45 protein-coding genes are annotated in these 25,506 nt (G+C 32.9%); 3 read left to right on the top strand and 42 right to left on the bottom strand.

Translation table 11 applies throughout. The features are described 5' to 3' along the window. Positions 1-2: 2 nt before the first annotated feature. The 16 genes from QWY91_RS19195 to QWY91_RS19120 form a co-directional block, all read right to left on the bottom strand. Positions 3-647, bottom strand: a complete 645-nt coding sequence (locus QWY91_RS19195) for a prolyl oligopeptidase family serine peptidase (protein WP_290237190.1) — start codon at positions 645-647, stop codon at positions 3-5. 23 nt (positions 648-670) lie between these two features. Then, positions 671-850 carry a serine aminopeptidase domain-containing protein gene (locus QWY91_RS19190; protein ID WP_290237188.1) on the bottom strand — a complete coding sequence of 60 codons (180 nt, stop codon included), beginning with the start codon at positions 848-850 and terminating at the stop codon, positions 671-673. Then, positions 832-1,407, bottom strand: a complete 576-nt coding sequence (locus QWY91_RS19185; protein WP_290237186.1) for a hypothetical protein — start codon at positions 1,405-1,407, stop codon at positions 832-834. Before QWY91_RS19185 ends, QWY91_RS19190 begins: the two co-directional genes overlap by 19 nt. Positions 1,408-1,413: 6 nt before the next feature. Further along, complete coding sequence (locus QWY91_RS19180) at positions 1,414-3,393, bottom strand: TlpA disulfide reductase family protein (protein ID WP_290230509.1); 1,980 nt, start codon at positions 3,391-3,393, stop codon at positions 1,414-1,416. A gap of 51 nt (positions 3,394-3,444) precedes the next feature. Beyond that, the gene (locus QWY91_RS19175) at positions 3,445-4,860 is read right to left on the bottom strand and encodes a RagB/SusD family nutrient uptake outer membrane protein (RefSeq protein WP_290230506.1); all 1,416 of its coding nucleotides are present in this window, start codon (positions 4,858-4,860) and stop codon (positions 3,445-3,447) included. 9 nt (positions 4,861-4,869) lie between these two features. Then, entirely contained in the window at positions 4,870-5,205 is a 336-nt protein-coding gene (locus QWY91_RS19170) for a hypothetical protein (RefSeq protein ID WP_290237184.1), read from the bottom strand. Beyond that, positions 5,157-5,798 carry a hypothetical protein gene (locus tag QWY91_RS19165; RefSeq protein WP_353958667.1) on the bottom strand — a complete coding sequence of 214 codons (642 nt, stop codon included), beginning with the start codon at positions 5,796-5,798 and terminating at the stop codon, positions 5,157-5,159. Before QWY91_RS19165 ends, QWY91_RS19170 begins: the two co-directional genes overlap by 49 nt. Before the next feature lie 212 nt (positions 5,799-6,010). Further along, positions 6,011-6,628, bottom strand: coding sequence for a TonB-dependent receptor (locus QWY91_RS19160; protein ID WP_290237182.1), 618 nt, complete (start codon positions 6,626-6,628; stop codon positions 6,011-6,013). A 131-nt stretch (positions 6,629-6,759) separates the two neighbouring features. Further along, entirely contained in the window at positions 6,760-7,197 is a 438-nt protein-coding gene (locus QWY91_RS19155; RefSeq protein WP_290237181.1) for a hypothetical protein, read from the bottom strand. 17 nt (positions 7,198-7,214) lie between these two features. After that, positions 7,215-7,415, bottom strand: coding sequence for a hypothetical protein (locus QWY91_RS19150; protein ID WP_290237179.1), 201 nt, complete (start codon positions 7,413-7,415; stop codon positions 7,215-7,217). Between the two features lie 2 nt (positions 7,416-7,417). Further along, entirely contained in the window at positions 7,418-7,567 is a 150-nt protein-coding gene (locus QWY91_RS19145) for a TonB-dependent receptor plug domain-containing protein (protein WP_290237229.1), read from the bottom strand. Beyond that, entirely contained in the window at positions 7,507-7,806 is a 300-nt protein-coding gene (locus tag QWY91_RS19140; RefSeq protein WP_290237177.1) for a hypothetical protein, read from the bottom strand. The genes QWY91_RS19145 and QWY91_RS19140 overlap by 61 nt, the downstream gene beginning before the upstream one ends. 85 nt (positions 7,807-7,891) lie before the next feature. Beyond that, positions 7,892-8,002, bottom strand: coding sequence for a peptidase associated/transthyretin-like domain-containing protein (locus QWY91_RS19135; protein WP_290237176.1), 111 nt, complete (start codon positions 8,000-8,002; stop codon positions 7,892-7,894). Between the two features lie 23 nt (positions 8,003-8,025). Further along, positions 8,026-8,403, bottom strand: coding sequence for a secretin and TonB N-terminal domain-containing protein (locus QWY91_RS19130; RefSeq protein ID WP_290237174.1), 378 nt, complete (start codon positions 8,401-8,403; stop codon positions 8,026-8,028). 162 nt (positions 8,404-8,565) lie between these two features. Continuing rightward, positions 8,566-9,201 (bottom strand): FecR family protein, encoded by a 636-nt coding sequence (locus QWY91_RS19125; RefSeq protein WP_290237172.1) that lies wholly within the window; start codon positions 9,199-9,201, stop codon positions 8,566-8,568. Between the two features lie 56 nt (positions 9,202-9,257). Beyond that, positions 9,258-9,629: a hypothetical protein gene (locus tag QWY91_RS19120; RefSeq protein ID WP_290237169.1), complete on the bottom strand. Its 372-nt coding sequence runs from the start codon at positions 9,627-9,629 to the stop codon at positions 9,258-9,260. Positions 9,630-9,728: 99 nt separating this feature from the next. Here QWY91_RS19120 and QWY91_RS19115 point away from each other — a divergent pair, with 99 nt between their 5' ends. Then, entirely contained in the window at positions 9,729-10,295 is a 567-nt protein-coding gene (locus QWY91_RS19115; protein WP_290230501.1) for an RNA polymerase sigma-70 factor, read from the top strand. A 126-nt stretch (positions 10,296-10,421) separates the two neighbouring features. Here QWY91_RS19115 and QWY91_RS19395 read toward each other — a convergent pair whose 3' ends face one another. The 24 genes from QWY91_RS19395 to QWY91_RS19000 form a co-directional block, all read right to left on the bottom strand. Next, positions 10,422-10,658 carry a DoxX family protein gene (locus QWY91_RS19395; RefSeq protein ID WP_353958666.1) on the bottom strand — a complete coding sequence of 79 codons (237 nt, stop codon included), beginning with the start codon at positions 10,656-10,658 and terminating at the stop codon, positions 10,422-10,424. Beyond that, positions 10,628-10,861, bottom strand: a complete 234-nt coding sequence (locus QWY91_RS19390) for a DoxX family protein (protein ID WP_353958665.1) — start codon at positions 10,859-10,861, stop codon at positions 10,628-10,630. The genes QWY91_RS19395 and QWY91_RS19390 overlap by 31 nt, the downstream gene beginning before the upstream one ends. Positions 10,862-10,973: 112 nt before the next feature. Beyond that, positions 10,974-11,474, bottom strand: a complete 501-nt coding sequence (locus QWY91_RS19105) for a TlpA family protein disulfide reductase (RefSeq protein WP_290237168.1) — start codon at positions 11,472-11,474, stop codon at positions 10,974-10,976. A gap of 200 nt (positions 11,475-11,674) precedes the next feature. Next, the gene (locus QWY91_RS19100) at positions 11,675-11,866 is read right to left on the bottom strand and encodes a hypothetical protein (protein WP_290237166.1); all 192 of its coding nucleotides are present in this window, start codon (positions 11,864-11,866) and stop codon (positions 11,675-11,677) included. Between the two features lie 671 nt (positions 11,867-12,537). Further along, the gene (locus QWY91_RS19095) at positions 12,538-12,753 is read right to left on the bottom strand and encodes a RagB/SusD family nutrient uptake outer membrane protein (RefSeq protein WP_290237227.1); all 216 of its coding nucleotides are present in this window, start codon (positions 12,751-12,753) and stop codon (positions 12,538-12,540) included. 241 nt (positions 12,754-12,994) lie between these two features. After that, entirely contained in the window at positions 12,995-13,516 is a 522-nt protein-coding gene (locus QWY91_RS19090; RefSeq protein ID WP_290237164.1) for a RagB/SusD family nutrient uptake outer membrane protein, read from the bottom strand. Next, positions 13,509-13,784 carry a hypothetical protein gene (locus QWY91_RS19085; RefSeq protein ID WP_290237163.1) on the bottom strand — a complete coding sequence of 92 codons (276 nt, stop codon included), beginning with the start codon at positions 13,782-13,784 and terminating at the stop codon, positions 13,509-13,511. The genes QWY91_RS19090 and QWY91_RS19085 overlap by 8 nt, the downstream gene beginning before the upstream one ends. Before the next feature lie 171 nt (positions 13,785-13,955). Beyond that, the gene (locus tag QWY91_RS19080; RefSeq protein ID WP_290237161.1) at positions 13,956-14,237 is read right to left on the bottom strand and encodes a hypothetical protein; all 282 of its coding nucleotides are present in this window, start codon (positions 14,235-14,237) and stop codon (positions 13,956-13,958) included. A gap of 2 nt (positions 14,238-14,239) precedes the next feature. Further along, positions 14,240-14,539: a hypothetical protein gene (locus QWY91_RS19075; protein ID WP_290237159.1), complete on the bottom strand. Its 300-nt coding sequence runs from the start codon at positions 14,537-14,539 to the stop codon at positions 14,240-14,242. Between the two features lie 75 nt (positions 14,540-14,614). Further along, a complete protein-coding gene (locus QWY91_RS19070) occupies positions 14,615-15,031 on the bottom strand; it encodes a TonB-dependent receptor domain-containing protein (protein WP_290237225.1) in 417 nt (138 codons plus the stop codon). Positions 15,032-15,198: 167 nt separating this feature from the next. Beyond that, positions 15,199-15,462, bottom strand: a complete 264-nt coding sequence (locus QWY91_RS19065; protein ID WP_290237157.1) for a hypothetical protein — start codon at positions 15,460-15,462, stop codon at positions 15,199-15,201. Between the two features lie 203 nt (positions 15,463-15,665). Further along, the gene (locus tag QWY91_RS19060; protein ID WP_290237155.1) at positions 15,666-15,797 is read right to left on the bottom strand and encodes a hypothetical protein; all 132 of its coding nucleotides are present in this window, start codon (positions 15,795-15,797) and stop codon (positions 15,666-15,668) included. Between the two features lie 420 nt (positions 15,798-16,217). Continuing rightward, positions 16,218-16,619, bottom strand: coding sequence for a TonB-dependent receptor plug domain-containing protein (locus tag QWY91_RS19055; RefSeq protein WP_290237223.1), 402 nt, complete (start codon positions 16,617-16,619; stop codon positions 16,218-16,220). Positions 16,620-16,646: 27 nt separating this feature from the next. Continuing rightward, positions 16,647-16,988 (bottom strand): hypothetical protein, encoded by a 342-nt coding sequence (locus QWY91_RS19050; protein ID WP_290237153.1) that lies wholly within the window; start codon positions 16,986-16,988, stop codon positions 16,647-16,649. Between the two features lie 342 nt (positions 16,989-17,330). Next, complete coding sequence (locus tag QWY91_RS19045; protein ID WP_290237151.1) at positions 17,331-17,561, bottom strand: DUF4974 domain-containing protein; 231 nt, start codon at positions 17,559-17,561, stop codon at positions 17,331-17,333. Then, positions 17,558-17,752, bottom strand: coding sequence for a FecR family protein (locus QWY91_RS19040; protein WP_290237149.1), 195 nt, complete (start codon positions 17,750-17,752; stop codon positions 17,558-17,560). Before QWY91_RS19040 ends, QWY91_RS19045 begins: the two co-directional genes overlap by 4 nt. Before the next feature lie 345 nt (positions 17,753-18,097). After that, positions 18,098-18,457: a hypothetical protein gene (locus QWY91_RS19035; RefSeq protein WP_290237147.1), complete on the bottom strand. Its 360-nt coding sequence runs from the start codon at positions 18,455-18,457 to the stop codon at positions 18,098-18,100. Between the two features lie 253 nt (positions 18,458-18,710). Further along, the gene (locus QWY91_RS19030; protein ID WP_290237146.1) at positions 18,711-19,103 is read right to left on the bottom strand and encodes a sigma-70 family RNA polymerase sigma factor; all 393 of its coding nucleotides are present in this window, start codon (positions 19,101-19,103) and stop codon (positions 18,711-18,713) included. A 479-nt stretch (positions 19,104-19,582) separates the two neighbouring features. Beyond that, positions 19,583-20,242, bottom strand: a complete 660-nt coding sequence (locus QWY91_RS19025; RefSeq protein WP_290237221.1) for a glycerophosphodiester phosphodiesterase family protein — start codon at positions 20,240-20,242, stop codon at positions 19,583-19,585. Positions 20,243-20,286: 44 nt separating this feature from the next. Beyond that, complete coding sequence (locus QWY91_RS19020) at positions 20,287-20,442, bottom strand: hypothetical protein (protein WP_290237144.1); 156 nt, start codon at positions 20,440-20,442, stop codon at positions 20,287-20,289. A 185-nt stretch (positions 20,443-20,627) separates the two neighbouring features. Then, a complete protein-coding gene (locus tag QWY91_RS19015; RefSeq protein ID WP_290237142.1) occupies positions 20,628-20,843 on the bottom strand; it encodes a hypothetical protein in 216 nt (71 codons plus the stop codon). Between the two features lie 124 nt (positions 20,844-20,967). Further along, positions 20,968-21,231 (bottom strand): metallophosphoesterase family protein, encoded by a 264-nt coding sequence (locus QWY91_RS19010; protein ID WP_290237140.1) that lies wholly within the window; start codon positions 21,229-21,231, stop codon positions 20,968-20,970. A 95-nt stretch (positions 21,232-21,326) separates the two neighbouring features. Next, entirely contained in the window at positions 21,327-21,554 is a 228-nt protein-coding gene (locus QWY91_RS19005; protein ID WP_290237138.1) for a fibronectin type III domain-containing protein, read from the bottom strand. After that, positions 21,524-21,733, bottom strand: a complete 210-nt coding sequence (locus QWY91_RS19000; RefSeq protein ID WP_290237136.1) for a hypothetical protein — start codon at positions 21,731-21,733, stop codon at positions 21,524-21,526. The genes QWY91_RS19005 and QWY91_RS19000 overlap by 31 nt, the downstream gene beginning before the upstream one ends. A 1,214-nt stretch (positions 21,734-22,947) precedes the next feature. Here QWY91_RS19000 and QWY91_RS19420 point away from each other — a divergent pair. Further along, entirely contained in the window at positions 22,948-23,223 is a 276-nt protein-coding gene (locus QWY91_RS19420; RefSeq protein ID WP_290237134.1) for a helix-turn-helix domain-containing protein, read from the top strand. Further along, on the top strand, positions 23,184-23,294 hold the full coding sequence (locus QWY91_RS19415) for a helix-turn-helix domain-containing protein (protein WP_435433336.1): 111 nt from the start codon (positions 23,184-23,186) through the stop codon (positions 23,292-23,294). The genes QWY91_RS19420 and QWY91_RS19415 overlap by 40 nt, the downstream gene beginning before the upstream one ends. Positions 23,295-23,387: 93 nt before the next feature. On the opposite strand, the gene QWY91_RS18990 is transcribed toward QWY91_RS19415, so the two are convergent. Together QWY91_RS18990 and QWY91_RS18985 are read right to left on the bottom strand one after the other, a co-directional pair. Then, the gene (locus tag QWY91_RS18990; protein ID WP_290237133.1) at positions 23,388-23,675 is read right to left on the bottom strand and encodes a hypothetical protein; all 288 of its coding nucleotides are present in this window, start codon (positions 23,673-23,675) and stop codon (positions 23,388-23,390) included. A 384-nt stretch (positions 23,676-24,059) separates the two neighbouring features. Next, positions 24,060-24,218 carry a hypothetical protein gene (locus tag QWY91_RS18985; protein WP_290237132.1) on the bottom strand — a complete coding sequence of 53 codons (159 nt, stop codon included), beginning with the start codon at positions 24,216-24,218 and terminating at the stop codon, positions 24,060-24,062. Between the last annotated feature and the right edge of the window lie 1,288 nt (positions 24,219-25,506).

Here is a 25,506-nt window from a genome sequence, read left to right as displayed (position 1 = left end):
AATTACTTTGTTTGATAAACTTTATGTATCCACTTAGTGATATCTGCAAGAACTTCTGGCGCGAAAACTTCTTCAAGTTCGCTTTGTTCTGAAGCAATACAGGTATGACAGTGTTGATACATATGGTTTAGGTTTGGATAGATTTTCGATGCAAAATTAGTTGATTTTGATAGATATTTCTGGAATCCAGCGACATTTTCTTCGGCGGGCACCTGAATATCCTCTGCTCCATTTAAAACCATTACAGGAATTTCAATTTTGGGCAAATAATCTTTAGGATTATAACGAATCATGTATTGATACGCATCTTTTTTTGCTTCCTTGTGAAATCTATAAATCAAATTTTTTTCACGGCCATTGGCCAATCCCATACTTTTTAGTAAATCTTCATCTTTATCCTGCATCCAATTATTTACCGCTTGTTCTAACTGCAGCTTTAAACTATCCTCTTCTTGGAGATTATAAACCGTTTTAAATAAAAAATTATACAATTCCATGTGATGTTCTACCAGGGAATCTTCAATATTCATAGATTTTAGTATCGCGCTGTTCTGTAGATCCAGAATTTGTAGTCCGTTAACTCCCACGCCAGAGAGACTCAGCATAAATTCAAAATCCTTATTTCTGGAAGCAGCAATAGAAGCCACTACTCCGCCCTCACTATGACCAATTATTCCAAAAAGGAATGATCTATTTTATCCTGAGATTTTATAAAAGACTTTGCAGCTTCAAGATCCTGGACAAAATCTTCAATTGTTGAATGCTCAAAATCTCCGGTAGTTTCTCCAATGCCGCGATCGTCCATTCTAAAAGAAGCTATTCCTTCTCTGGCTAAAGCATCCGCAAGCACTGTAAAAAACTGATGCCGGCATAGGTGTAGTTCCGTTCTTGTTGTCCACTTCCATTCAGCAAAAAAACTAATGGATAATGCTTTTTATGTTTAGGTAGCACCAACGTTCCACTATAAGTTACATTTGTTTTCTCACTATAAAATGTTACTTCTTTATTAATGTAAGGTAATATTCCTTTGGGATGCTGCGGAAAAGTAAGCGACTGTAAACTATCTGTTGAAATTAACTTTACTTGATGGATCCCAGTGTAATCGATATAATTAGCTCGCAAAGAATCCTGACTCAAATCACCCAATATCGTCTCGATTTTGAGACTGATATTATAATTCTCGTTCACTAAAAAAAGAGAATCCCCCTTCTTTTCTTGTTGAAGGGGGAGTTTTTTATACATATGTTCCGGACTACTTAAATAAAGTGAGTCTAAACCCTCTGAAATCGTTACTTTTTCTAACAAAATCCTTTTTGAATTGTACTGTCCTTGCCAAAGTTCCTGAGAATGACCAACAGCTGCAATAGAAAAGATTGAAAGGATTACAAGTTGCTTTATTTTAAGCATTAAGGTTTATTTTTCAGATTTCAAATATTCGATTATGATAGAAATTTCGTCTGCAAGCTCGCTTGGGCTTCCTGAGTAACCAGTAGATCGCCATCTTAATTTTCCATGTTGATCTATGATCATTTTTTGTGGAATTCCTGAAAATTCGAATGCTTTTGAATATTTAGCATAAGTATCGTCGAACTTACCTGATTCGGGATTTTTAGCGTCGTAAAGAATCTCGAAAGGATAATTGTTTTCCTCGATAAATTCTACTGTTTGCTTTTTATAATCTGAAATGTATTCCTGAGTATCTAGGAAGTAAAATTGTACATTTTTATCTTCAGAATATTTATCTACCGCCATCTTCATGCCGGGCATTGCTTTTTTACAAGGGGCACACCACGTAGCCCACATATCGATAATTACGATTTTTCCTTTTTGAGCAGACAACTTTACTGTTCCTCCTAAAGAGCTTTCCAGTTCAAAATCTTCAATAGGTTTATTAATTATTTCAGCAATCAATTCTTCTTTAAATTGATCTTGAGAATCGCCAGATTTAATAGCGCTTACGTAATCTTCAAAATTGGCGTTGCTCCCATTCTGTGCTAAAAAATCTTCCTTAAGTATAGAAAGCATTTGCGCTGTAGCATTATTACGCGAAAGGCTTTCTTTAATAAAATTAATCGCTGCTTCTTTATTACCCTGTCTTAGTAAATAATCTGCATAAAGCTCATTAAAATCTGTATTTTCATAAATATAGAATGATTTTACTTTTTCTAAATAATGATCTTCAGCTTCGTAATCTTTTAATTCATCAAGAATTTTAGCGTAGGTTAAATATTCTCGAGCAGATGCTTCCTGTGCTTTTTGTTTCCATTCCAGAATCGATAATTTCCCTTCGTATCTTTTAGGAATCTCTTTTTCTCGAACTTCTAATTCAGGTATGATTTTGCTTGCAATAGTATTTAAACTATCCACTGCTATAGACTCGTTATTATACGGAATACTTACAAAATGCCAGCTATAATCTACCAGATTATAAAAACCTGCATCTTTTAGATTGTCGAACACAAAGCTATAATTTCCGTTTTCTGTAATGTATCTATAAGCTATACTTCTGTATAATTTGTCGTAATACAAATCTTCAGTAAATGTAAAGACATCTTTAAAATCCTCTTTAGGAAAATTAGATTGAAATTCTTCAAATTCACGGATCTTTTTCTGAATATCACTTTCAGTAAACAAACGCTTCATCTCATTATCCCTTGCTAAAACTCCTTTAGGATATGTTTTCAGTAAAGCATCATTTACAGAATCAATAAAAGATTTATACTTTTCTGTATCTAATAACTGAAGTGATTTCTGAATTTTATATTGCTGAAGTTTAGTAAGATCCTGCTCTAAAATATGCTTAATTTCATTCTGAATTCGATTGCTATGATCACCTTCTTTCGAATCTTGCATTAATTTTAGTCCTTCGTAAAAATATAGATTTCGGCTTTCAGGAAATTTCTGTATTTCTTTATTGATCCACATTAATCCAATCTCGCTAGAGATATAAGCGCTATCGTCTACTATTGCAATACTTTCCTCTTGGAAAATTTTAGATCTTAAAATACCCCAGCTAGCATAAGAGCCCGGCTCTTTATCGAGTAACCAGGAATAAGTAGTTGTGCCACCTCTATCTACTAAAGTATCCGATTTAAAAACACAGCTTATAAGGGCTGTATTTTCAGGTAACGTAAAGGAGGTTTTCCAATGATTATCTTCGGTTTCCTGAAAAGTTAGATCGCTAGCCGACCATTGATGATCTGCATTTACATAGATCACCGCCTGAATGTCTTTAGCGTCTTTTAATACTGTATTCTCTGAGTTATAGTTTAACGCAACCTGATCTCCTGGATTAGGTAGTTTTGGACTTACAGAAAAAATTGGTTCGGTTTGCTGGGCATTTATAGTGAACTGCACTAATAGTATACCTAGCAATATTTTTATTTTTCGCATATTTTTATGAATCTAATTAAGTCCCCGGCTAATCCCGGGGACTATTATTTTTTATGGATTTTGCTCTAGGTTAGGCGCGTATTGGAATAAGGTTGAAGCAAAAGGAAATTGATATCTATCACCTCCCGGCTCTAACGTGTAGGTTTCATTTAAATACTCATGCTCTACTGTTCTGGCAAATCTTGGGTCTTTGTTTAGACGTTTTAAATCGAATAATCTAAATCCACCTTTTCCCATAAGTTCACGTCTTCTCTCTGCCAGAACTTTTATTAAAGCATCTTCAGGGTCACCAGCCCTTAAAGCGATATAATCTTCAGCTCTAAAACGCGCTTCTCTTAACGTATTTAATGCATCCATAGCAGCTTCTGTATTCCCAGCACGAGCTAGACATTCTGCTTTAATCAAATACATTTCTGGCACCGTTGGCCCGGCATTACGATTCTCTCCAGTTAACCTTGCTATACAGTAAGATCTTCCTTCTGTAATATCCCCATAAGTAAGCTCTTCGTTAGGTCTTGTATAAAGTTGATAACGCAAATCGGTGCTATCAAAACTATTCAACAAGTCGTCACTTAGAGATAACAATGTTGGTAGATAATTATAAGACCTCATCGTTTTTTTCGATAAAATAAGCTCTGGATCTTCTATTCGTCGTGGCCAGCTAAAATCTGGAGTTTCCGTATAATTCTCTAGATTTAGCAAGGTGTTTTGTAAAGCAAGGCTTTGCTCTGCATTTTCTAAAGCTTTGCTATAATCGCCCATATATAAATAGGTTCGCGCAAGCAATGCATGAGCACTGGATTTAGACGGAAAACCAACTTCTGTACCACTGCGAACTCCAGGTAAGCCTGAATTGGCTGCTGAGGTTAAATCTGTAATGATGCGATCGTAAACTTCCTGTACTGTCGCCCTTTTAATATCTTGATCTACGGTTGGTTCGATAAACATTGGAATTCCTAAATCTGTACTCGCCGTATTAGCATCATAAGCTTTTCCGAAAGTATTAACCAGGTTAAGAAATAAATAAGCCCTATGAACCATGGCTTCACCCTGCAAAGCATTTTTTTCCTGCTCTGCACCACTTGTGCTTTCTAAAACTTCAGTAATCACCACATTGGCGCTATAAAGTCCTTCGTACATCGCTTTTATCTCACTATCCATCTCACCAGTACGGTAAATGGAATCAGCAAAAATATAAGTATCCTTAAAGGGGCGATTGAACTCTGAATTTGCCGCATTAGTCTCAAAATATTGGGCATGATCATAACGCATAGAAATATCGTCTGTAGGTATATCTACCAGACTATAAGAGAGATCATAAATAGGAGTATTATTTAATAAATACCTGTAATTTTCGGTATCTTCTGGATATAATATTCCTTCTGTTCTTATATCGACATAATCATCACAACTCACTAAAGTTGTAGCTATTATAAATAAAAAGGTATATATATAATTTAGTTTCATAGTATCGAATTAAAAGTTAACATTTAAGCCTATAGAATACATCGCTGTAGGGGTAGGTCTTATTTGGTTTCCTGTTGTATATGGTAAGAAATCTGGATCTATATCATCGTTATTCGCGCGCCATAAAAGTCCTAGGTTACGAGCGGTGAATGATAATGAAGCTCCTCTAATAAAGCTTTCTGGTAAAACCTCAGAAAGGTCATAACTAAGAGATATTTCACGTAATCGAATATGATCTCCAGAGATTACCTTATCTTCACTTAACCTATATCTAGGATAAGAGTATCCTCCCAATCCTAAAACACCCGGTACACTGGTAGAATTTTCGTCTCCGGTTCGCGCCATCTATCTGCAATATCTGTATTCAAATTGTAGCCGGTGAACTCATTGAAACGAGAAATATAATTATCAAAAGTAGGTTTGAATAGTTTATACCCCATCTTATAGGTCGCTAATACAAATAGTGAGAATTGCTTGTACTGTAATGTTGTATTTAAACTTCCATAATACCTAGGCGTGCTAGTTCCCATATATTTCATATCCTCGATATCGGTTAATAATTCATTAGAACCAACAATATCTCCATTGCGATCATAGACCTGAAAGGCTCCATTTTCATCTAATCCAGCAGAGCGAAATGCAAATACACTATTTAATGGATAGTCTACAATTGGCGGAGTACTTCCTGAACCATTTAGATATGTTGAATAATTTTCGAAACGAGAATCGGTTACTTCGTTCGTATTATAAGTAAAGATAAAATTAGAGCTAGCCGTAAAATTTTTAGATTGAATCCAAATACCGTTTAGGCTAAGATCTACCCCTTTCCCTTCTAAAGTTGAAGTATTTCTGGTAAGTGCGCGGTTGGGAACTCCATAAAATTCTGATACCGGGAATTCCTGAATTAAATCATCACTATTCTTTTTATAATATTCCAAACTACCTGAAATTCGATTATCCAACAATCCAAAATCAATACCAATATTTAATATTCCCGTTTTCTCCCATCTTAGTGAAGGATTTGCTGCTGCCGATACAAATGCGTAAGGTAATTGAGAAAGATTATAATCGGTATTAGCAATCGAAATTTTGGTAAAAGGGAATGTCGTTAAACTGATATTTCCGTTAAAACCATAGGAAGCTCTAAAACTCAGATTATTAATCGCTTCAAATTTTTTAAGAAAGATTCTTTACTGGCATTCCATTTAACACCAGTAGACCATAAAGGTGTTCTTCTATAACTTTTATCAACTCCAAAATTGTTATAATCATCCAGTCTAACACTACCAGAAACCACATATTTCTTTTTATATGTATAAGCTGCATTTCCGTAATACGATAAAAATCTTCTTCTTTGGTCGGTTAACTGATTGCCATAATTTAAAGTTGAGTTCCACCCTTCTACTGTAGTGTAATTTAGAGAGACTACATCTACCGAAGTTTGCGTTTTTTCGTTATAACCATATAAAGTTCCTGATGATACCTCTTCCCGAGTTTCTCTAAATTCTATACCAGCAATAGCATCAATTGAGTGATCTTTGAAACGTTCATTATAATTTAATTGTGCTCTAGTAGTCTGGCTTGTTAAAATATTTCTGTTTCTTCGATAAACTGAACCTAAAGGCAATCCTCTAGTAATAGTGTTAGTAGAAGGATCTAAATAAGTAGCATTGTTTATAAGGTTTCTGGTGTAATATGTATCTTCATTGTATAAGATTGGTCTGCTTCTGTTAGAACGTTCTATCAAATAAGTTCCCGATGCATTCAATCCTTTGAAAATTGGTAGAGAGATCTGGATATTAGCAGAATAGTTTTGCTCCTGAGCAGTTGAGTTTTTGTTTTCTAATTCATCTAAATAACTATATTCCCATGGTAGGTATCCAGCATCTTCAAAATCAGCTATTTGATCACGATAAAATTCACGAGCAAAACTAACATTATTACCATTTTCATCACGAAGTCTATCGTAAGGTAAATAAGAATAACGCTGCCGGCTAATGGTTGCAAACCTATCCCGTTCTCATCAAAATTAAAAAAGGAACCTTTAAGGCTAGTGCTTACATCAGCATAATCAAACAGTTTAAAGTTTTGATTTATGGTAAACGTCATCTTATCACCCTCAGAACCTTTTCGCTGTGTCTTTTCATTCGAATAAGAAGCCGAAGTGAAATAACTGTAATTATTGCTACCTCCGCTTAGTGATAAATTATAGGTAGTAGCCGAAGCCTGCTGCATTAAGTATCTGGTTAATTGATTATAATTATTTCTTCCACGTAAATCATTTAAACGTGCTTCGCGCTCATCTAGACTTATATTTCCTCGTTTATATTCTAGCATACTTTCTACCCCATCACTTACAGGATAGGAACTAAAAAGGGCCCTGACTGTGCAGGATCTGCAATAATATTTTTATCTACCAACTCCTGTTCTAAATCCAGCACCTGGCTAGAGTTCATTAAAGGAAGACCTGATATAGAAGGTTTTGTTGAGAAAGTATTGGTATGAGAAAAGTTAACCCTCATTTTTCCTTTAGTGCCTTTTTTTGTATCGATCACAATTACTTTTTGGCTCTTGCTCCATAAATGGAAGCAGCGGCAGCATCTTTTAGAAATGTTATATTCTCGACATCAGCACTATTAATATTTTTTATATCCAGCTCGGTTGGGGCGCCATCGATAACAATAAGCGGACTTTTATTACCATCAATAGTCGACTGGCCTCTAATTTGAAAATTATAGCTGGTATTCCCTCGGTTTCTCTTTCAAGATTGTCGTAAACAAATGTATTATCAGATTCTAAAATTTCGATTTGTAGACCAGGAACTCGCCCTTCCAACTGATGCATCACATTGTTTACCGGTACTTGTTGTAACTCTTCTCCGCTTATGGTAGAAAACGAACCTGTTGCACGCTCTTTATTGATTTTTTGATAACCGGTAGAAACCACCGTAACCTGATCTAAACCACTAATATCGGTTTCCAGCTTAATAGCTAAGTTTTTTTCGTTAGCACATGTTCTTTGGTTTTAAAACCTATAAAACTAAAAACCAAAGTATCTCGGTAACAGCCTGCATTCTGAACTTTCCATCTTCATCTGTAACAGATCCTACGCGAGAACCTTTTAACCAAACGGTAACTCCCATAATTGGGAAATTAGATTCGTCTTTTACCGTACCATCAATATAACGCTGTATATCGATACTACTAGTTTCAGGAGACGAAACTGGTTCTTTTTTTTCAGAATAATTTGCTTTTTCTGAATGACAAAACTCACCGGTAAATTTTTGAACAGCTGCTTTAAAACATTAGTAATCTCTTCACTATCGCTATGAATATTGACCTGCCATTCTTCATTAATCACATCGTCTTTGTAAAAAAACTTATAATCACTTTGTTGTTTGATCTGTTCTATAACGTGGGTAACCTTAGCCCCATCCAGATCAATATTAAATTTTTGAGCAAGGGTTTCTAGTGCAGAAACCTGCAAAACACAAAACAAGGTTAAAATGAATGAAGCTTTCATCTTCAAATACTTTATTTTCATAATTTTGAATAACTTTTAATTGTTTGAGGAAATAGTTAATTGTTTGAGGGAATGTTGGCGCATTCCCTTTTTGTTTAAGCGCTAAGTCATCGTTTATTTTTTAATGGTTACTATATTATTTTTTATAAGTATATTCGAAAAAGTCTACTGCTTTAAAGGCATCTAGTACATCCTCGATAGTTTCTGATTTGATATCGAAATCCCGTTAAACCGTACGTCATTTAAATGGGCATTTTTATTAATAATTTGAACTCCGTAACTGCGCTCAATTTTCTTTTGAATTTCTGCAAAGGACTCGTTAATAAACAATAGACGATCGTCTACCCAAGCCATTTTATTAGCTACATTTACTTTTTCTACGCTCAGCACATCTGTATTTTGGCTAAGTATTCCGGCTTCACCTGGTTCTAGTTTAAAAACTTCATTGTCGTAATTTATCTGTACCGATCCTTCTGCCAGTGTAGTCGAAATTTGTTTAGATTGAGGATAGGCATCTACATTAAATCGTGTTCCCAAAACTTCTATATTCAGCATACCTGCCTCTACTATAAAAGGTTTTAAAGAATCTTTATGTACTTCGAAAACTGCCTCGCCGGTAATACTGACCTTTCGTAACTGTTCTGTTTTTGGAAAGTGAGAAGGAAATCGTAGTGAACTTTCAGAATTAAGATATACTTTCGTTCCATCTGATAACACTAATTGGATGCGCTTTCCTTTAGGTACATTAATCGTGTTATACGCTAACCTATTATTGTCTTTTTCGCTAGTATTTGGATTCTTTTTTACTTGTGATCCCAAATTTGAAACTTCTCCTTCTTCATTATATACGATCTGTTTAATTTGATAGTCTACGGTTATTTTTTCACCATTTTCATTCGTGATAATAATTTTCCGGGCGCATAAGTAGTTTCTGCCGGATTAAAAAAGTAGAAGTATGCCGTACTGGAAGCTATAAGTGCAACAATAAAAATAGCTGCAAATTTCATCAAATTAGCACGCTGTTTTTTCGAATTTAGAGCAATTATTGGTTTTTTCAGATTTGATAAATTCGGAATTTCTTCTTGCTTTCGATAAAAAGATGAAATTAAATAGTCGGTCTGAACGCTCTTTATAAAATAATCGTTATTATCTTTACTATCTTTTACCCAATTTTCAAGCTCAGACAATTCTTCATCACTAATGCTTTTATTTTGAAATTTTGATATTAAATTATCAATATTACCCATCGTATATACACTATTTTACACATTAATGACGAAAAAAATAAAGCTACCCTTAAAGAAAAATTAATTTTTTTTTAACCTTTATCGTTTCTTGCAGTAAATATGACTAATTCTGAATTGAATAATTTATGGGAAAAGGGGGATGAAAAGTCGTTCACCCTACTTTTCAATGAATTATACCAACCCCTGGTAGCCTATCTTTTACAGTATGCTGATAAGACTGCAGATGCCGAAGACATTGCTCAGAATACCTTTATTAAATTATGGGAAAAAAGAAATCAGATCAATTTAACAACTTCAGTAAAAAGTTATTTGTATACTTCAGCATATAATAGATTTGTTGATAATTTCAGAAAAGAAAAGAAAAACAAAAGCTACTTAGAGGGTCTAAAGCATCAAGCGCTTCAACTTTTAGTAGAAGAACCTGAAGAAGATTTTCAGAAAAAAATAAAACTGATTGAAAAGACCGTAAATGACCTTCCCGATCGATGCAAAATGATATTTAAAATGCATAAGCAAAAAGGCTATTCTTATAAAGAAGTTGCGGAAAAACTACAGATTTCTGTAAAAACTGTGGAAGCACAGATGAGTATTGCTCTTAAACGTATTAGGAAAGAATTTAAAGAGGAAACAGACCTATTGCTTATACTCTGTTTCGGAAGAATTTAATCAAAAAATGGCAAAGCTCAATTAAATAACATCCAGCAAAATAGCAGGCTCAATATCATAGTAGCTACTCCGCTGAATTTTTTATTTAAATCGTAGTGAATTAATGGATTTTGAGTTTAAAGTCTTCTAATTTTTAAGACACTTTTGAAAATCGCATTTCTCTATCAAATATTTGTCTGCACCGGTAGTCCATAATGCTCCATAAATTAAAACGGGTTGAAACAGTAATCGAACAAAACGTTTAGTGTCGCTATCTAAGCTAAATGCATCAATCTTATTTTGATATTGTGAAATATTGCCAGGAAAAATAAGTACATAGAAAAGCGCCAACATTAGACGGTAGTTATCCTCTTTTCTTTCCATAAAATCATTAACAAGCCTAAAGTAATTTCTGTAATACCAGAACTAAGCACTGTCAAATCCATTGTTTTTTGGTCTGTTGGCAACCATCTTGGCACCTGTGCCTGAAATTCTTTTCGCTTAAAAGATAGATGAGCGATACCCGCAAAGACCATCGCAGATCCCATCAAAATTCGTAAAACACTTTTAACTCCTATCTTTCTCATACTCTTTTTCATCTAAAAATACTTAGGATTTAAGGTATTAGCAATTATAGAGCAGGCTTTAAAATCTTTGACAAAATTGTTAAGTTAAATGAAATAGAATATGATTCAATACTTACTCGTATAAATCTGCCAACTTCTTATCCAAAGCTTCCTCATCTGCTTTACTTCCGTCGTAACGCCCAACTATTTTTCCATCTGGATCTACTAATATCTTAGTCGGTAAAGAAGAAATATTGTATCCTTCTGTGATACCTTGATTGACTATTTTGAATCCTCCACTGGTGGTATCCACCTCCATCCCTCTTAAGATATGACGCCATACTCCTATTCTATCTTTTTTTACTGCTTTTAGCCATGCATCAGGATTTCTATCATCATCAGAAACACCTATTATTTCAAAACCTTTGTCATTATAATTATCGTATATCTTCAACAAATGCGGATTTCCTTTTCTACAGGGAATACACCACGAAGCCCAAAAATCTAATAATACATATTGTCCTTTAAAATCTTCTAATTTTAGAGGTTTGCCATCAATATCCACCTTACTAAAATTTTCAGCAGTTGCACCTACGATACCTTTTGACTTATCGTCGATTTGTTTTTTAATCACCGATCCAAGTTTTCTTTTTTAAAGCTCTCTGGAAATTCATTATAAACTTTTCTGGCTTCTTCCTGAGTGAATCCTCTATCATATAAAGTATATTTTCAAAGCTTATATACGATTTTGGATGTGTTGATAAATTGTTTGACAAGCTTTTTCTTCTTCGAAATAAGGTTGAAGCTCACCTCTCAATTCGTCATCCTTCCATTTTAATTCTTTTTTTTTTCAGGGTTTTTGGCTTTTTTTAGTCGCTCTCCATTAGCTGAATAAGCGCCAAGCTCATTTTTATATTTTAACCGCAGTTCCTTTTGCTTTTGCTGTAATGCTTCAGCGTCCTCCTGTGTTTGAGAACCTGTTAATTCAACACTTTCAAAATCACTGGTATTAAGTTGTAATTGCATACGAGTTGGTTCTATATAAATGCTGGCTTTATTATTACTTGAACGATAATTAGGCTGATCTGCAATATATGCTTCTAGTACATCATTCTCCAGACTGTTTCTGAAATTAAATTTCCAGACTTTACATATAAAGTATCAACCTGAATTCCGCTCGGCTTTTTTGAAATAAGAAATAATTTTCCAGTCTCCATTCCTCGAACTTTACCAGAAATTTTATACCAGGCTTTAATTTTATATCATCTCGACAAGCTATGAGTATCAGGATAACACAAAACAGTGCTATAAGCTTTTTCATTTCTAAGTGTTTTAAAATTTAATATTAGGTATTTCTGATTGCATAAGGATTATGGCAAATCACGGGTTTTAAAGCCAGTGCATTATCCATACTTTTATTAAAATTAATCGTCATAACCTGGATTTTGAACAATCATATTCCCTCCTGCATCTATAGTCTCAGTTGGAATTGGTAAAATAAATTTTTCTGGATCTGTGGCTGATGCTTTAACATCAGATACCTGAAAACCTGAATTAAAACCATCGCTATAATCGTAGCGAATTAGATCGTACCATGTCTCCCCACTTCTGAATACAACTCTGCTAATTTTTCATAACGAACAGCCGTAAGAAATTGATCTAAACTTATAGTTGTCGTATACTTCTCAAAACCGCCTTCACCAGTCGAAGTTGCCCCTGCCCTGTCGAATTGTATTTAATGCTTCCAAAGCTTCTGGTTTTACCATATTATTTGCTCTGGCATTTGCTTCGGCAAATATTAAATAAACTTCAGCCATACGCATATGGTAAATCATGTCATAATCTCCGTCTGTGAAATTTGAAGTGTATTTTGTTGAATAATATCCTCCATACGATGAGTTCGGAAAAAATATTTCTTCTGTTCGTTCTGAACACCAATATTAATTGTCTGTCCATTAACATTCAACGATCCATTAACTGAAATAATCCTGAGTAATAGTGGCAAAAAACCACTGTAATAAGATCCCATATAGTAGCTGCAGGTTCCCTCTTGTCCCAAATAAAATTTCTGAACTTTGAAATATTACGGATGATTCATGATCATCAAAAATAGATAAAAAAGTAGGTTCTAAACTGAAGTTACTATTGGAACTCTCAATTTTCTTTTGCTACAATAGCCGCTTCGCTATAACGCTGCATATATAATAATACTCTAGCTTTTAATCCTTTTGCAAAGGTGCTATTAGTATAGCCTTTAGTTCTTAAACTAGGACCATTCTCAATACCATATTCCAAATCATTTAATATCGTTTCGTAAGTTTCTAAAACTGAATCTCTAGAGTATGCTTCAGCCGATTTGGCGGGCTCTAATCTTGTATTTATACCATATTTTGAATTAATATCGTAAAACTGACCAAAATTGCGTAACAAATAAAAATGTCCTAAAGCTCTTAGAATTTTAGCTTCAGCAATTATTTCTGTACGTCTTACTTGAGGTTCAAAAATATCATCGTCAAGTCCTTCTACAGTACTTATCCAATTTGTTCTATTAATAAATTCATATAAACCAGTATAAATGTTTAATGTTCTAACCGTACCAGTTGAAATTGGATCGTTTTGAATAAAGGCCGCTTCTTCTGGATCTGAAGAAAATATGCGCCCTACAGTGCTATCCACTTAAAACATCTGGAATAATAAACATATCTGGAAATGGGCTACCTTCTTTTTGTGTAAAACCAGAATATGCTCCAACTAACGCTAATTCTGCAGTCTCTTGTGTATCAATTGCATCTTCGGCGTCTAATGAATATAAGGGTTCATAATCGTCCAGCTCTTCGGTTAGTGGCAAGAATATATAGTTACCAAAATCGTTAAAACGCTTATATATTTGTATAGTATTTTTTTCATCTTTTAAATTTTTGTTTGGGATAATATGCTCTTGCATTCTATTTAAAAGGTCACATTTAGAGCAAATGTGAAAGTTCTAACATTTGGATACGAAAGTCCATCATCTGAGTTGAAATTGGTACTTCGGTTTGCAAAACCAAAACTAGAAACATCTTCAGGATCTAAACGGGATAATCGGTAATAGTGATTAGGTTATTTCCACTCAAGGTTAATCGAGTATTAGAAATTCCTGTATCTCCAAACCATTTTTTAGGCAAATTATAACTAATAGAAGCAGATCTAAGTTTAATGTAAGATGCATTACAATTGATTTTGAACTTGGAGTAGAGCCGTGACTTCTTGAACCGTGTCTGGCATAAGTTGCATCAGTATTATTTTCTGCCCATGTATTACTTACTAGATTGGTGATATTTGAGTTAATATCGATAGACCTTAATTTTGTTATCATTTCATATTCTCGTTGCGCTCCACTAACAAAATTCCAATTCATGTTTAAACTCCAATTTTTGTAAGAAAGTCGGTTGTTCCCCCAAAGAAATCGGGATTAGGATTACCAATAGGTGTTCTATCATTTGTATTAACTTTACCGTCACCATTTATATCTTTAAAAAGATAATCTCCTGGTTGTCTTAGTGAAGATTGATAGCGACCATCTAGCGTACTATTTAATTCATCTATTTCTTCCTGTGTCTGAACAATTTTAATTACATCGTACCCCATTATTACGCCAATAGGCTGACCTTCTACAATACCAGTTTGATCTCCTGAATTTGAACCATACAAATGATCCACATTATTTTAACAGTTGCGATATTATTAAGAATAATCCAAGTGAAATTTTTATTTCTGATGATATCTCTCCTATTGTTATCTCCAACCTTTATTCGAAACATCTGCAATATTAGTATTCCAAGAGTTGAATCCAGTTTCTGCAGGGATTGGGGAAAATAAAATTATACCGGAAGTATTTTTTTCATAATAAACAATCTCACCTTCTAAACGATTATTGAATAAACTAAATTCTGCACCAAGATCTAATTGATCGGTTTCTTCCCATCTAATTCCTGTATTTGGCACTCCTGTAACAGCTATACCGTTTTGGCCATCATAATAAGAATCTCCATTTTCTAACGCTTGATAGTAGGACAAGTAGGTAAAAGAAGGTAAATTGTCAGACCCTACGCGCCCCAAAGAAGCTCTTAGCTTAAGTTGATTAACAAAACTTACTTCTCTTAAGAAATCTTCGTTATGCATATTCCAGGCAAGAGCACCAGAAGGGAAAATCCAAATTGATTATCTGGACCAAATTTTGTTGATCCGTCCTACGTGCAGTAAATGTAGCTAAGTATTTGCTTTTATAATTGTAGTTTATTCTTCCAAAAATAGAGTTTAAGCCTGCTGTAAACTCTCACTATTGGCATCATCAAAAAAACTTGCTGAAGCTATGTTAGTTAAAATATCATCGTCTGGAAAACCTCTATAAGTTTGTGATTCTGCATCATAACGACTCCGATCCAAGAAACTCCAACAACAGCATCGATTGTATGATTTTTATTAATTGTTTTGTTGAAGTTTAGCGTATTTGTAAATGTCGTAGACCAGTTATTATTAGTTTGTACACCTAAAACAGCACCAGGTCGACTATAATATAAACCTTCATATAAAGCCTCTGTAGATTTTGAAGTGTAAAACTCATCGATATTATCTTCTTTCAAGCCAATACTAATTCGAGATTTAAACTTTAAATCATCTATAATCTATTCCCAAAAATCGTGGCTAAAAGGTTTTTAGAAATTTTTTATCCCTCATTTGGTTTCATTGCCCAAAAGTGTAAACTGCTCACCATATTCGCCATCAAAAGTTGAATATGATCCATCATCATTATAAGGAGTTAAATCGGGTCTAAATTGTCCTTGACTTAAGGAAGTAAACCCTTATTCTTATTAATGGAATAATTATAATTAATAGACGTCCCTACTTTTAAAAGATCGGTTACATTGGCATCTACGTTTGTACTTAAATTGTAGCGCTTAAAATTATTACCTATCATAGCTCCATCCTGATCTGAAATACAAGAGAAGTGAAGTAACTGGCTTTTTCTGTACCTCCGCTAACGCTAAGACTATACTTTGTCCATAAAGCATTTTTATTCTTTATAATATCCTGCCAGTTTGCATCTGCATTTCCAAAATAACTATCTGGATTTTTTAAGATCCTATTTTGTACTGGGTAAGCAGATTCCCAATTTTCTTCAGGAACACCACTTAATATACGACGAGCATTGCCTGAGTCCAGGATATATAATCTGAGGCATCCAAATAATCATAAGTATCCACGGATTTTGAATGGTAGAACTTACATTAAAAGATAATCTTGGTGCTTCACCTCGTTTACCACGTTTTGTAGTTACTATTACACATTTGCGGCTCTTGATCCATAGATCGCAGCTGCTGAAGCATTTTTAAAATATCTACACGTTCAAATCATCCGGATTTATAGATAAAAGCGGATTTTCACGCGAACCATAATTAATAATCCCAAGAGATTCGGTATTTGGTGTGATATTTATTGGAACTCCATCAATAACATATAATGGTTGATTGTCTCCTCTAATTTGGCTGAGCCCTCTAACTTGCACAAAAGCTCCGGCTCCTGGTTGCCCTCCTCTATTTTGAACATAAACTCCGGCAACTTTTCCTATTAAAGCCTGATCTACCGTTTGTGTTTGAATCTGCCCTAACTCTTCAGCCTTCACAGATCCTACAGATCCTGTTAAATCTTTTTTTTTGTTGTTCCGTACCCAACCACCATAACCTCTTCTAAAGAATTCATTTCTTCCTTCAAGGAAATAGAAACATTTTTCATTGTAGATTCTACTTTTTGGTAATACATTTCATACCTACACCGTAATAACTAAAAACTGTCCTTTGTCTGCTTGAATTGAAAATTTGCCATCAAAATCGGTAACAGTGCCTCTTACCATAGTTTTGCTTCCATTTTCACCTTGCTCCATATTCGGCTGGGTACTGGAAATATAAACAGTCAATCCAGGTAAAGGCATTCCCTGCTCATCGGTGATTGTTCCACTAACAAGCAGCTGTTGTTGAGTTGTGTTCGGTTTTTCTTTAAAAATAATTGTATATTCATTATCATATACAAAATCAAAGTTGCTATCTACCAAACTAGAATTAAGCAAATTGTTAGCCTTGATAATTCCTTTTTTTAATTCGACTTCTGGCAAGTCTTTGAACAAATCGGACTGATATACAAAAACATAATCAGTTTGTCATCACTAAATTAAGTACCTCATCTACTGAAATTGTTTTATCAGAATCGATGCTAATATTAGCATTTTGAGATAAAATGTTAGTAGACGTAAAACTGAATACAGTTGTACAGAATAAAAAAACGAAACTTTTCATTAGAATTTTAATGTACTCCTAAACTGAACAGTCGAGTTAGTAGTTAATTTTATTTCATAAATTTAGAGGGTGTTAATTAGTTAATATATTTAACTGGTTATTAATTGAAGGGAGAAAGCATCAACTTTGGCGAGTGCAGGCTTTACTCCTTTTTTATTATGTTATTTCAGTATAACTACGTTATTTTTTACTTCATAATTCGTTATAAAATTTGTGTTTTTAAACAATTCTAAGATATCTTTTAACTCTTGGTCTTTTCGAAGTTGTCCATTAAATTTTACTTCCTTCAAATTTTCATCCTCATAAATAACCTGAACGTTATACCATCGTGATAATACGGTCATAATTTGCTCTAGGTTTTTATATTTGAACTTGAATACACCTTCTTTCAAGAAACTTCATAAGATATTTCGACGGGCGAAATAATTAGATCCTTATTTTGTTTGCTGAAGATTGCCTGTTCCCCAGGAACTAAATTTTTACTTTGGCTATCGGTACTATTCAATTTTACAACACCCTCGACTAAAGTTGTATAGATATTAGTATCTTCTTTATAAGCTTTTACATTGAATTGGGTTCCCAAAACCTCGATACTGTTCGCCCGTTTTCAAGACAAATCTTGATCCTTTATGTTCTGAGCTTGGAGAGACTTTAAAATATGCTTCCCCATAAATCAATTACTTCTCTTTTTTCTCCGTCTTCGAAATTTTTGGAAAGGCAATTTTTGAATCTGAATTTAACCAAACCTCCGTACCATCGGCTAATTCAACAAAAAACTCTCCTCCTATAGGAACACTTAAATAATTATATGAAACCTTTGAAGCTGATTGTCTTTTTCACCGTGATAGATTAGCTTCTTCCATCACTATAAACGATGCTGAATGATACTCTTTTCCATTTCCTAAATTAAACTAACCATTTGCAAGGATTAGAGTTGCTTTACCCCTATTTGCACATTAGAGTCCCCAACTAAGTCAATCTCATTTTTTTGATTATAATAGTAAAAGTTAATTGCTGCAAAAAATGCTATACTGGCAGCTATAGCATATTTAAAGAAACTTTTCGTATAAAGCGGTATTGTCTTTGTCTCCGGTTCATATTCCAATGATTGGAGAATAGAAATAAGCATTTTACTTTTAAGTTCCTTCTCACCCATTTTATCAATCCAAACATCGTCTTTCTGAAAACTTTCATAATAATTTATAAGCTGCTGAAGCTCTTCACTATTAATATCACCGCTTAGATATTGTTCTATGAGTTTTTGGAACTTTGTATTATTAATCTCCAATATTTTTAAAATCTAATTTAAGTTTCTAAAGTATAGTGTCATAAAGACTAACTACCCCCTAATAGATTTTAATATTTTTATTAATTTAACATAATTTAATAAAAATAACATTCAATAATTAACATTTAAAACACTAACATCAACCAATAACAAAGGTTTAATAATAGACTTTTATAGATGAAAAAGTAGTACTATAAAGTATATATCCCAAGAGATGAGCGAAGAATTTTAAGAGCTATTGTAATGTGATTTTCTACTGTTTTAGTTGAAAACCTAACTTTTCTGAAATCTCCTTATGAGTCAGTTGCTCATATCTACTCAGTTTATATACGTTTTGGCATTTTTCAGGAAGATTATTTACTACGACTTTTATATGTTCTTTTAATTCCTCGTGAATAATCTTAGATTCGGGAGTAACTTGTTGTAATCTAGAGTCTATATTTTCAAATAACTCAACGTGCAAAGTTTTACTCTTCCTAAATTCTGAAAATACTTTATATCTCACGCATGCAAAGAGATAACTTTTTAATGAAACTCTAATCTCAACCTTAGATCGGTTATTCCATAGATCAATGAACACGTCTTGAATAATTTCTTCACAAGTCTCTCTTTTATTTAGAAGATTAAAAGAAGATATATATAACATTTTCAATACTTATTATATAAAGCTGTTAATGCTCGCTTGTCTCCTTCTTTTAGTGTTTTAAGTAATTCATCATCCATGAAACGTTGTTTTGTACAAAAACAATTTTTTAACAAAAATAGCTATTTTGTTTACAAGAATTTAATGCTGTGATGATTTTAGTAAATTAATAATAGAACAGTTTTTAGATTTTGAATTAGGAATTCTCTGCGCTAAAACTAATACATATCTAAAAATTGATCTAAATCATATATTATAGTACACCACTAAATTTCTCCATTTTTAGAACAACAGTTATCCTACATAATGCATTAAATTTTAAAAATTATAAGAAGAATGATTTTGAAAGATCATCAAAGACATGAAGTCTATAAAAAGTTATTGCAGAATAATTCAAAAAATGATTTCGTATAAAAAAAGAAAAGTTTATAAAGGATACTAGTACCCTTTATAAACTATAACTCAAATTATAAAAAATTAGTCTAATTATGTAGATTCTTAGATTTTAAAAACTCCAATAATTTTTCAGGTTCATCGGTCTGTATAATATTGGCTCCGTTCTTAAGTATTTTTTTCATTACATTTTCTATCTCTCCTTCTCGAATTTCAGAATCAAATTTCCCTAAAGTGTTTATCCAAATTTTGGCATTATTATTTTTAATTAATTCTACCACTTTACTAGTATAAAATTTATCATCTATATGAATTACAGCGGGCTTAAACCGAGTAATTGCCGAATCTGCCATCTGATATGAATATGCACGAGGCATCAATTGTGCTGATTTTTTTAAGTTTTGAATTTTATTTAATTGATTATAATCATTATCAAAATATAAAACTTCATTATCAATAGCATTTTTCGCTACATTAGTAAGAATTCCTTCCACATTATCAGTTTTCATATCTAGATCGACCATAATTTTACCCTTAGTTATCTTTAAGAACTCCTCGAAAGTAGGTACAGACTCCTCACTTATTTTTCCAGAAGATGATTTTAAGTGATATTGACGAATTTCTGCTAAAGTCATCTCCTCTACTTCCCCATTACCAGTAGTGGTTCGATCTATTTTAGAATCGTGCATTAAAACTAAATGTCCATCTTTAGTGGTTCGTAAGTCTACTTCTATGATATCTACGCCAATTTGGATAGCTTTTTTTGTGGATGCTATAGAATTTTCAAAATTATTTAAATGTGCTCCCTATGGGCAGCCACCAAAATCATTTTTGAATTAGCATCGTTAAAAACTTCTATAGTGTCTTTGAGATTACTAGAAATTTTGGGTGCTGCACAAGAAATAAAAAAGGAGAATATCCCTACTATTACCAGCTTAAAAATCTTCATAACTTACTTGATTTACTTTACTACTGATTATTGAAAGTTGCTTTTTGATTACTGTTTTTATTTTTGTATTCAAGCTATGAAAATATGAACTAGAAGTATTTATATTTTCATAGCTCGCGGGAATACTTAATCTGGCTTCACAAAATCTTCTTTTAATCTTGTAGGAGTTTTTGGCATCATATTTATCAATTTCTTTTTACCATTTTTTTTGATGATTTTAAGGAATCGTAAAGTGTACCTATTGGAGTATATGCTCCATAACTAATCGAATTCTCTGCAACCGTAATAATCTGAAAAAGTTGAGTATATTCTCCTCTTCTCACCATCCAGTTTTGGTCTTTTGATTCATACATTTTTGGTCCACTTACCGATACTGCATACACAGTACCTATATCTTTCACAACTGTTAGCCTTTACCTTATTTTCAGGAAAACTCTTGCATATGTATGATCATGCCCTTGTAATACCAAATCTACTTTGTATTTATCTATAAGTGGTTTTATAGCTTCTCGTAGTTCCCAATTATCACGCCTTCAGCAGTTGAATATACGGATAATGTGTAAAAATAGTTATCCATTTTTTTGTATTTGACTTTAATACAGATTCCAACCATTCTATTTGTGCATTTCTTGATTCCATACTTTCATCAAAAGCTTCACTATCTATCGAAATCAATTTCATATCCTGATAATCGATAGAAAAGCAGGTTTCTTTCAAATCCTCTGTAGGTCCATTTTCAGGAAGTGTAAATTGAGGTTTCCAAAGAGAAGTTAAAACACCTGTATTCATGGTTACCTGGAGTCATTACACTAGGTACTGTGGCATGAATAAAGCTACCTGCATAAAACCATTCTCCCATTCTAGATTAGAGTCTCGGTCATTAATCAAATCTCCTGCATGAAGCATAAATCAACTTTTGGAAATTTACGATATGAACTGCGTATAACTCTAGACCATAATGACTTTATATTGTTTTGAGCATCTCCAAAATAAATAAAGCTAAAGGGCTCTTCGCTCCCTGTTTTAGCGGTTTTAATTTGAAACCATTCGCTCCAATAGTCATCATTTTTTTCGCCATTACCTACTCTATATACATAGGTCGTATTTGGCAATAAATCTGTAACAAAGCAGAATGGTAAGTAGCTTTAACCAGCGCTTCATTTCTATTTTGATTTTCAATTTTCTCTGATATGGCATCTATTCTACGAACACCATCTAGTAAAAACTCCGGGCCATCAGTTGCTAGCGCTACTTCTACTACCCATTTAAAACCTGCTGATCTGTACGCCAATTCACAGCAAAGGTATGTGCTTGATCTTCTGTAAGATTAGATATAATACGATCTGGAGTGCTTGAAGGAAATATTAATTTGTGAGCCGGCGTTTCAACATGTTCTGTGTAATGTGAATGATGATGGGTTAAGCTATCTGAGTGCTTATGTTGTGCATGTAGTGTAAAATTAAGCAATATCACCACTGATAATGCTTGTAGACATTTTTGCATTTTAAATACTATTTTATTGAAATTTAATACCTCTATTCTATTTGTTTAAAAACCGTTTTATTCTGATGAAAAGATTTTAAACATATTACTGTCTTTAGGATAAACGGGCTTCAATTGTACATTACTATTTTGTGATAAATTAATTACCATAAGGTTATTTAAGGAATAATTCTAAAAGCTAGCGTAACACCTTACCTTAACAACGAATTCAAATAATCTTTATAAAAGAGATAAGCTTCAATTTTTCTCACTTAAATAAGTTGAATACCTATAACTAGATAATTTAAAATAATTTATAGCTGAAAATTAATTCCAAGCCGTATTGCTTTCAAAAATTTAAACTCCGAATAATGGAATATTAGCTAGATCTCACCCTCTCTTTCAAGAGCAAAAGAATATAAAAGCGAATAAGATTAATACAATTATTTTACGATTATCATAGAATCTTAACCATTAGGGATAAATTTTATATGTAATATTGAACCAAGAGTTAATATTACAGCACATGGAATTTATTTTTGACAAAATATATATCCCAAATAACCACTCATTTATTACCAGAGAAATTGCGCTTTCTGGCGAAACTATAATACACTCTCATAAAAACATTGAACTAAATTATATAGCATCTGGGACAGGCAGAAGAATTGTTGGCGATAACATTCTAATTTTGAAAAAGGAGATCTAGTGTTGTTAGGTGCTGAGTTGCCACATTGTTGGGAACTTCTAGATAGAGAAAAAAATGAAGAGCCTAATTGCATAGTGACTCATTTTTCAGAAGAATTATTATTAAATGAGTATTTCAAAATGCCAGAACTCCAAAATATTCTTCTTTATCAAACAAGCGAGTCGAGGTATTCATTTTAAAGTCGAAAATGATTATGAAATACGTGAAATCTTAATAGGACTTTCCCAAAGTGAAGGCTTGGAATATTATATAGGATTATTGAGGATTTTTAATCTCTTATTAAAGATTAAAGACCGAAAAAATTATCGAATCCTTTGAATCAATCTTCTGTATTCTCAAAAAATATTGAAAAAATCAATAAAGTTTATGAGTACGTGTTTTTAAATATTCAGGAAGGTATTAATCTGGAAGAAGCATCCTCTGTACTAAATATGGCTCCAAGTTCTTTCTGTAGGTTCTTCAAGAAAAAAACAGGTATTACATTTATGGAATATGTTAAAAATGTACGAGTAGGAATGGCGGCCAAACTTTTAGCTAAACAGATAAGCAAATCACTGAAATTTGTTACGAAAGTGGCTATAATAATCTAGCTAATTTTAACCACTATTTTAAGGTAAGTATGGGTGTAACCCCTACAGAGTATAGAAAAAACTTCAGATAACATCTATTTAGAGAGATACGTATTTCAAAACTAGGTTCTTACTTTTAAATTGTCATTGCATCTCATATTGCACGGTTCTCTGCTTTAAGCCGTTCATCTTCCAACCGTGATCAACATATTCCACGAAAAATCCTCGCTTTCTACCTTTATTTTCACAAAGCCCTCTTTGGTATTATGTCTGCGGCCTTTCCAACCATTTCCTGCTATAGAACCTCCAGTTAAGAATTGGAATCTATCATTCACATCTCCGTATTCCTTCCAATGAATATGTCCTTGTAATACTAATTTCAAATTATAAGCTTCTAATATTATAAATACTTCAAAAGCATTAGCAACTGTACGACTACCCTCTCCGTTCAATTGGGAATATGTACAAATCATAGGTATATGGGTGGTAATCACAATAGGGGTAGAATTATTGACTTTTTTGAGATCTCTTTTAACATTCTAACTGATCTTGGTTAAAAAACCCTTTATATTTTTTATCATGGGTCACGTCTAAAGAATTTAACGTAACAAAGTGCCATCCTTTGTGATCAAAAGAATAATAAGAATCTCCAAAATGTCTTTCCCACATTCCATATTTATAATCTGGGTGGTTCTCATCTTCAGGACTTTCTTCATATATACAAACAAATCATGATTTCCTATACAATTATATACTGGCATTTTAAATCCCTGAATCAATTGTTTTATATAAATCAAAAAGTGATTCGCTCTTCTTATGATCTCCACGCATAACATCGTAAACCAAGTCTCCTCCGGTTAAACAAAGTCTGGATTTAACTCGTTTACTTTGTTTATGGCCATTTGAAAACCTTTAGGAGCATTCATTTCAGGTTTGATATGAATATCCGTTAAAAAAGCAAATTCAAAAGAAGTTTCACTTGATTCTTCTTTAGGCTCTTTAGATGAATTTTGCAAGATTTAGATAAAAATGGAAAAGAAGCTAAAGCTAATCCTGAACGAGTTATAAATGCTTCTACGCAGAATTTTTATTTTTAATATTGGTCATTATTTTGAAAAAATTAGATTTTCTATTTTTTGAAGTGAAGTATCCCTAATGCTTATAGTAAATCTAAACTTAGATATTTCTGAATCTAAATTCATCTATCTACTTCAATACAAATATAATGGTCAGCTTAGCACTTACACTACATTTATTTTGACTGGTCTAATAGAATACTACCCAAGGGACTAAAATCACTATAATTATGATCACCACAAAATGATTTTGAATTCTCAAAATGCCCCGAATCTAAAATAAAAAAAACATTAGATCGCGCAGAGAGTTCAAGAATAGAATTCAATATCTAGAAATCATTCTGGTACAATCAAAAAATAGAATACACTTTTATAATTAGTTCACCCTGAATTTAAAAATCATGAATTTTAGTCAAAATTCTATGCAAACCATATAAAATATAAGTGGCAGTACACTTTTTAAATTAGTTAATTTGTTTGCAGACGTTGCAATATTTGATTGTTGATAGATAATTCGATTCAAGTATGTACTATAAATTATGACCCTATGAAAAAAAATAAATCATATTATCTTTTATTTATTTCTATACTTCTTTTATCCTGTGGTGATTCTATTAACAAAACAAAACCAGATCAAGTAGTTATGTTTCAGCTTATAAAGACACCTACCAGCAAGATTATAGTATAAAATATAATTCCGCAGATGATCAAAAGATTTCTGAAGCTTATATGGACAGGAATGGGGTGATACAATTACTTTCTAGTGATGGTATTTTACGCACCCATGATGGACAATTTTTATACCCCGGCACGCTAGTTAAAGATAAAACTTATAGACCTCTTACAAATAAAAAAATAAGTAGCTTTTTGGTATATAAAATCAGTTTGTGTTTTAGATGATAAATCAGTATTTAGCAATGCTTGGGCGGGCGATATATATACTCATGATCTTACCCAAGCGAAACTTTTTGCTGGTAGCGATAACTTCGAGTTTTTAATCAGCGATGGTAAAATATTACAACTTCTTTCAAAAGATGGAGCGGGATGGAAAGGAGATATCGGTGATGAAGTTTTAGAGATATTGTACGATTCTTCTAACAAATTATTTTGGATTTTAGGAACCATAGTGTTTCAAGCTTCGATCCAAATAAAATATATTAACAACTATAGAACAAGAGGAAGAATTAACATCCTTCACACTATTCAGCGGTAAATTAATTGTAGGAAC

This window comes from Zunongwangia endophytica, from assembly GCF_030409505.1.
In the GTDB taxonomy this organism is placed as follows: Bacteria; Bacteroidota; Bacteroidia; order Flavobacteriales; family Flavobacteriaceae; genus Zunongwangia; species Zunongwangia endophytica.
The sequence above is the reverse complement of the archived record's forward strand: the minus strand, read 5'-3'. Positions and strand labels throughout refer to the sequence as shown.

Bases quoted from the DNA above. Each gene is read 5' to 3' on its own strand.
- QWY91_RS19185 (WP_290237186.1), bottom strand. From the start codon at position 1,407: ATGCTTAAAATAAAGCAACTTGTAATCCTTTCAATCTTTTCTATTGCA.
- QWY91_RS19180 (WP_290230509.1), bottom strand. From the start codon at position 3,393: ATGCGAAAAATAAAAATATTGCTAGGTATACTATTAGTGCAGTTCACT.
- QWY91_RS19175 (WP_290230506.1), bottom strand. From the start codon at position 4,860: ATGAAACTAAATTATATATATACCTTTTTATTTATAATAGCTACAACT.
- QWY91_RS19170 (WP_290237184.1), bottom strand. From the start codon at position 5,205: ATGGCGCGAACCGGAGACGAAAATTCTACCAGTGTACCGGGTGTTTTA.
- QWY91_RS19155 (WP_290237181.1), bottom strand. From the start codon at position 7,197: ATGCTAGAATATAAACGAGGAAATATAAGTCTAGATGAGCGCGAAGCA.
- QWY91_RS19135 (WP_290237176.1), bottom strand. From the start codon at position 8,002: ATGGGAGTTACCGTTTGGTTAAAAGGTTCTCGCGTAGGATCTGTTACA.
- QWY91_RS19130 (WP_290237174.1), bottom strand. From the start codon at position 8,403: ATGAAAATAAAGTATTTGAAGATGAAAGCTTCATTCATTTTAACCTTG.
- QWY91_RS19120 (WP_290237169.1), bottom strand. From the start codon at position 9,629: ATGGGTAATATTGATAATTTAATATCAAAATTTCAAAATAAAAGCATT.
- QWY91_RS19115 (WP_290230501.1), top strand. From the start codon at position 9,729: ATGACTAATTCTGAATTGAATAATTTATGGGAAAAGGGGGATGAAAAG.
- QWY91_RS19395 (WP_353958666.1), bottom strand. From the start codon at position 10,658: ATGGAAAGAAAAGAGGATAACTACCGTCTAATGTTGGCGCTTTTCTAT.
- QWY91_RS19390 (WP_353958665.1), bottom strand. From the start codon at position 10,861: ATGAGAAAGATAGGAGTTAAAAGTGTTTTACGAATTTTGATGGGATCT.
- QWY91_RS19100 (WP_290237166.1), bottom strand. From the start codon at position 11,866: ATGCAATTACAACTTAATACCAGTGATTTTGAAAGTGTTGAATTAACA.
- QWY91_RS19085 (WP_290237163.1), bottom strand. From the start codon at position 13,784: ATGCAAGAGCATATTATCCCAAACAAAAATTTAAAAGATGAAAAAAAT.
- QWY91_RS19080 (WP_290237161.1), bottom strand. From the start codon at position 14,237: ATGAATTGGAATTTTGTTAGTGGAGCGCAACGAGAATATGAAATGATA.
- QWY91_RS19060 (WP_290237155.1), bottom strand. From the start codon at position 15,797: ATGATAGGTAATAATTTTAAGCGCTACAATTTAAGTACAAACGTAGAT.
- QWY91_RS19030 (WP_290237146.1), bottom strand. From the start codon at position 19,103: ATGTTATATATATCTTCTTTTAATCTTCTAAATAAAAGAGAGACTTGT.
- QWY91_RS19020 (WP_290237144.1), bottom strand. From the start codon at position 20,442: ATGAAGATTTTTAAGCTGGTAATAGTAGGGATATTCTCCTTTTTTATT.
- QWY91_RS19010 (WP_290237140.1), bottom strand. From the start codon at position 21,231: ATGAATACAGGTGTTTTAACTTCTCTTTGGAAACCTCAATTTACACTT.
- QWY91_RS18990 (WP_290237133.1), bottom strand. From the start codon at position 23,675: ATGATTTGTACATATTCCCAATTGAACGGAGAGGGTAGTCGTACAGTT.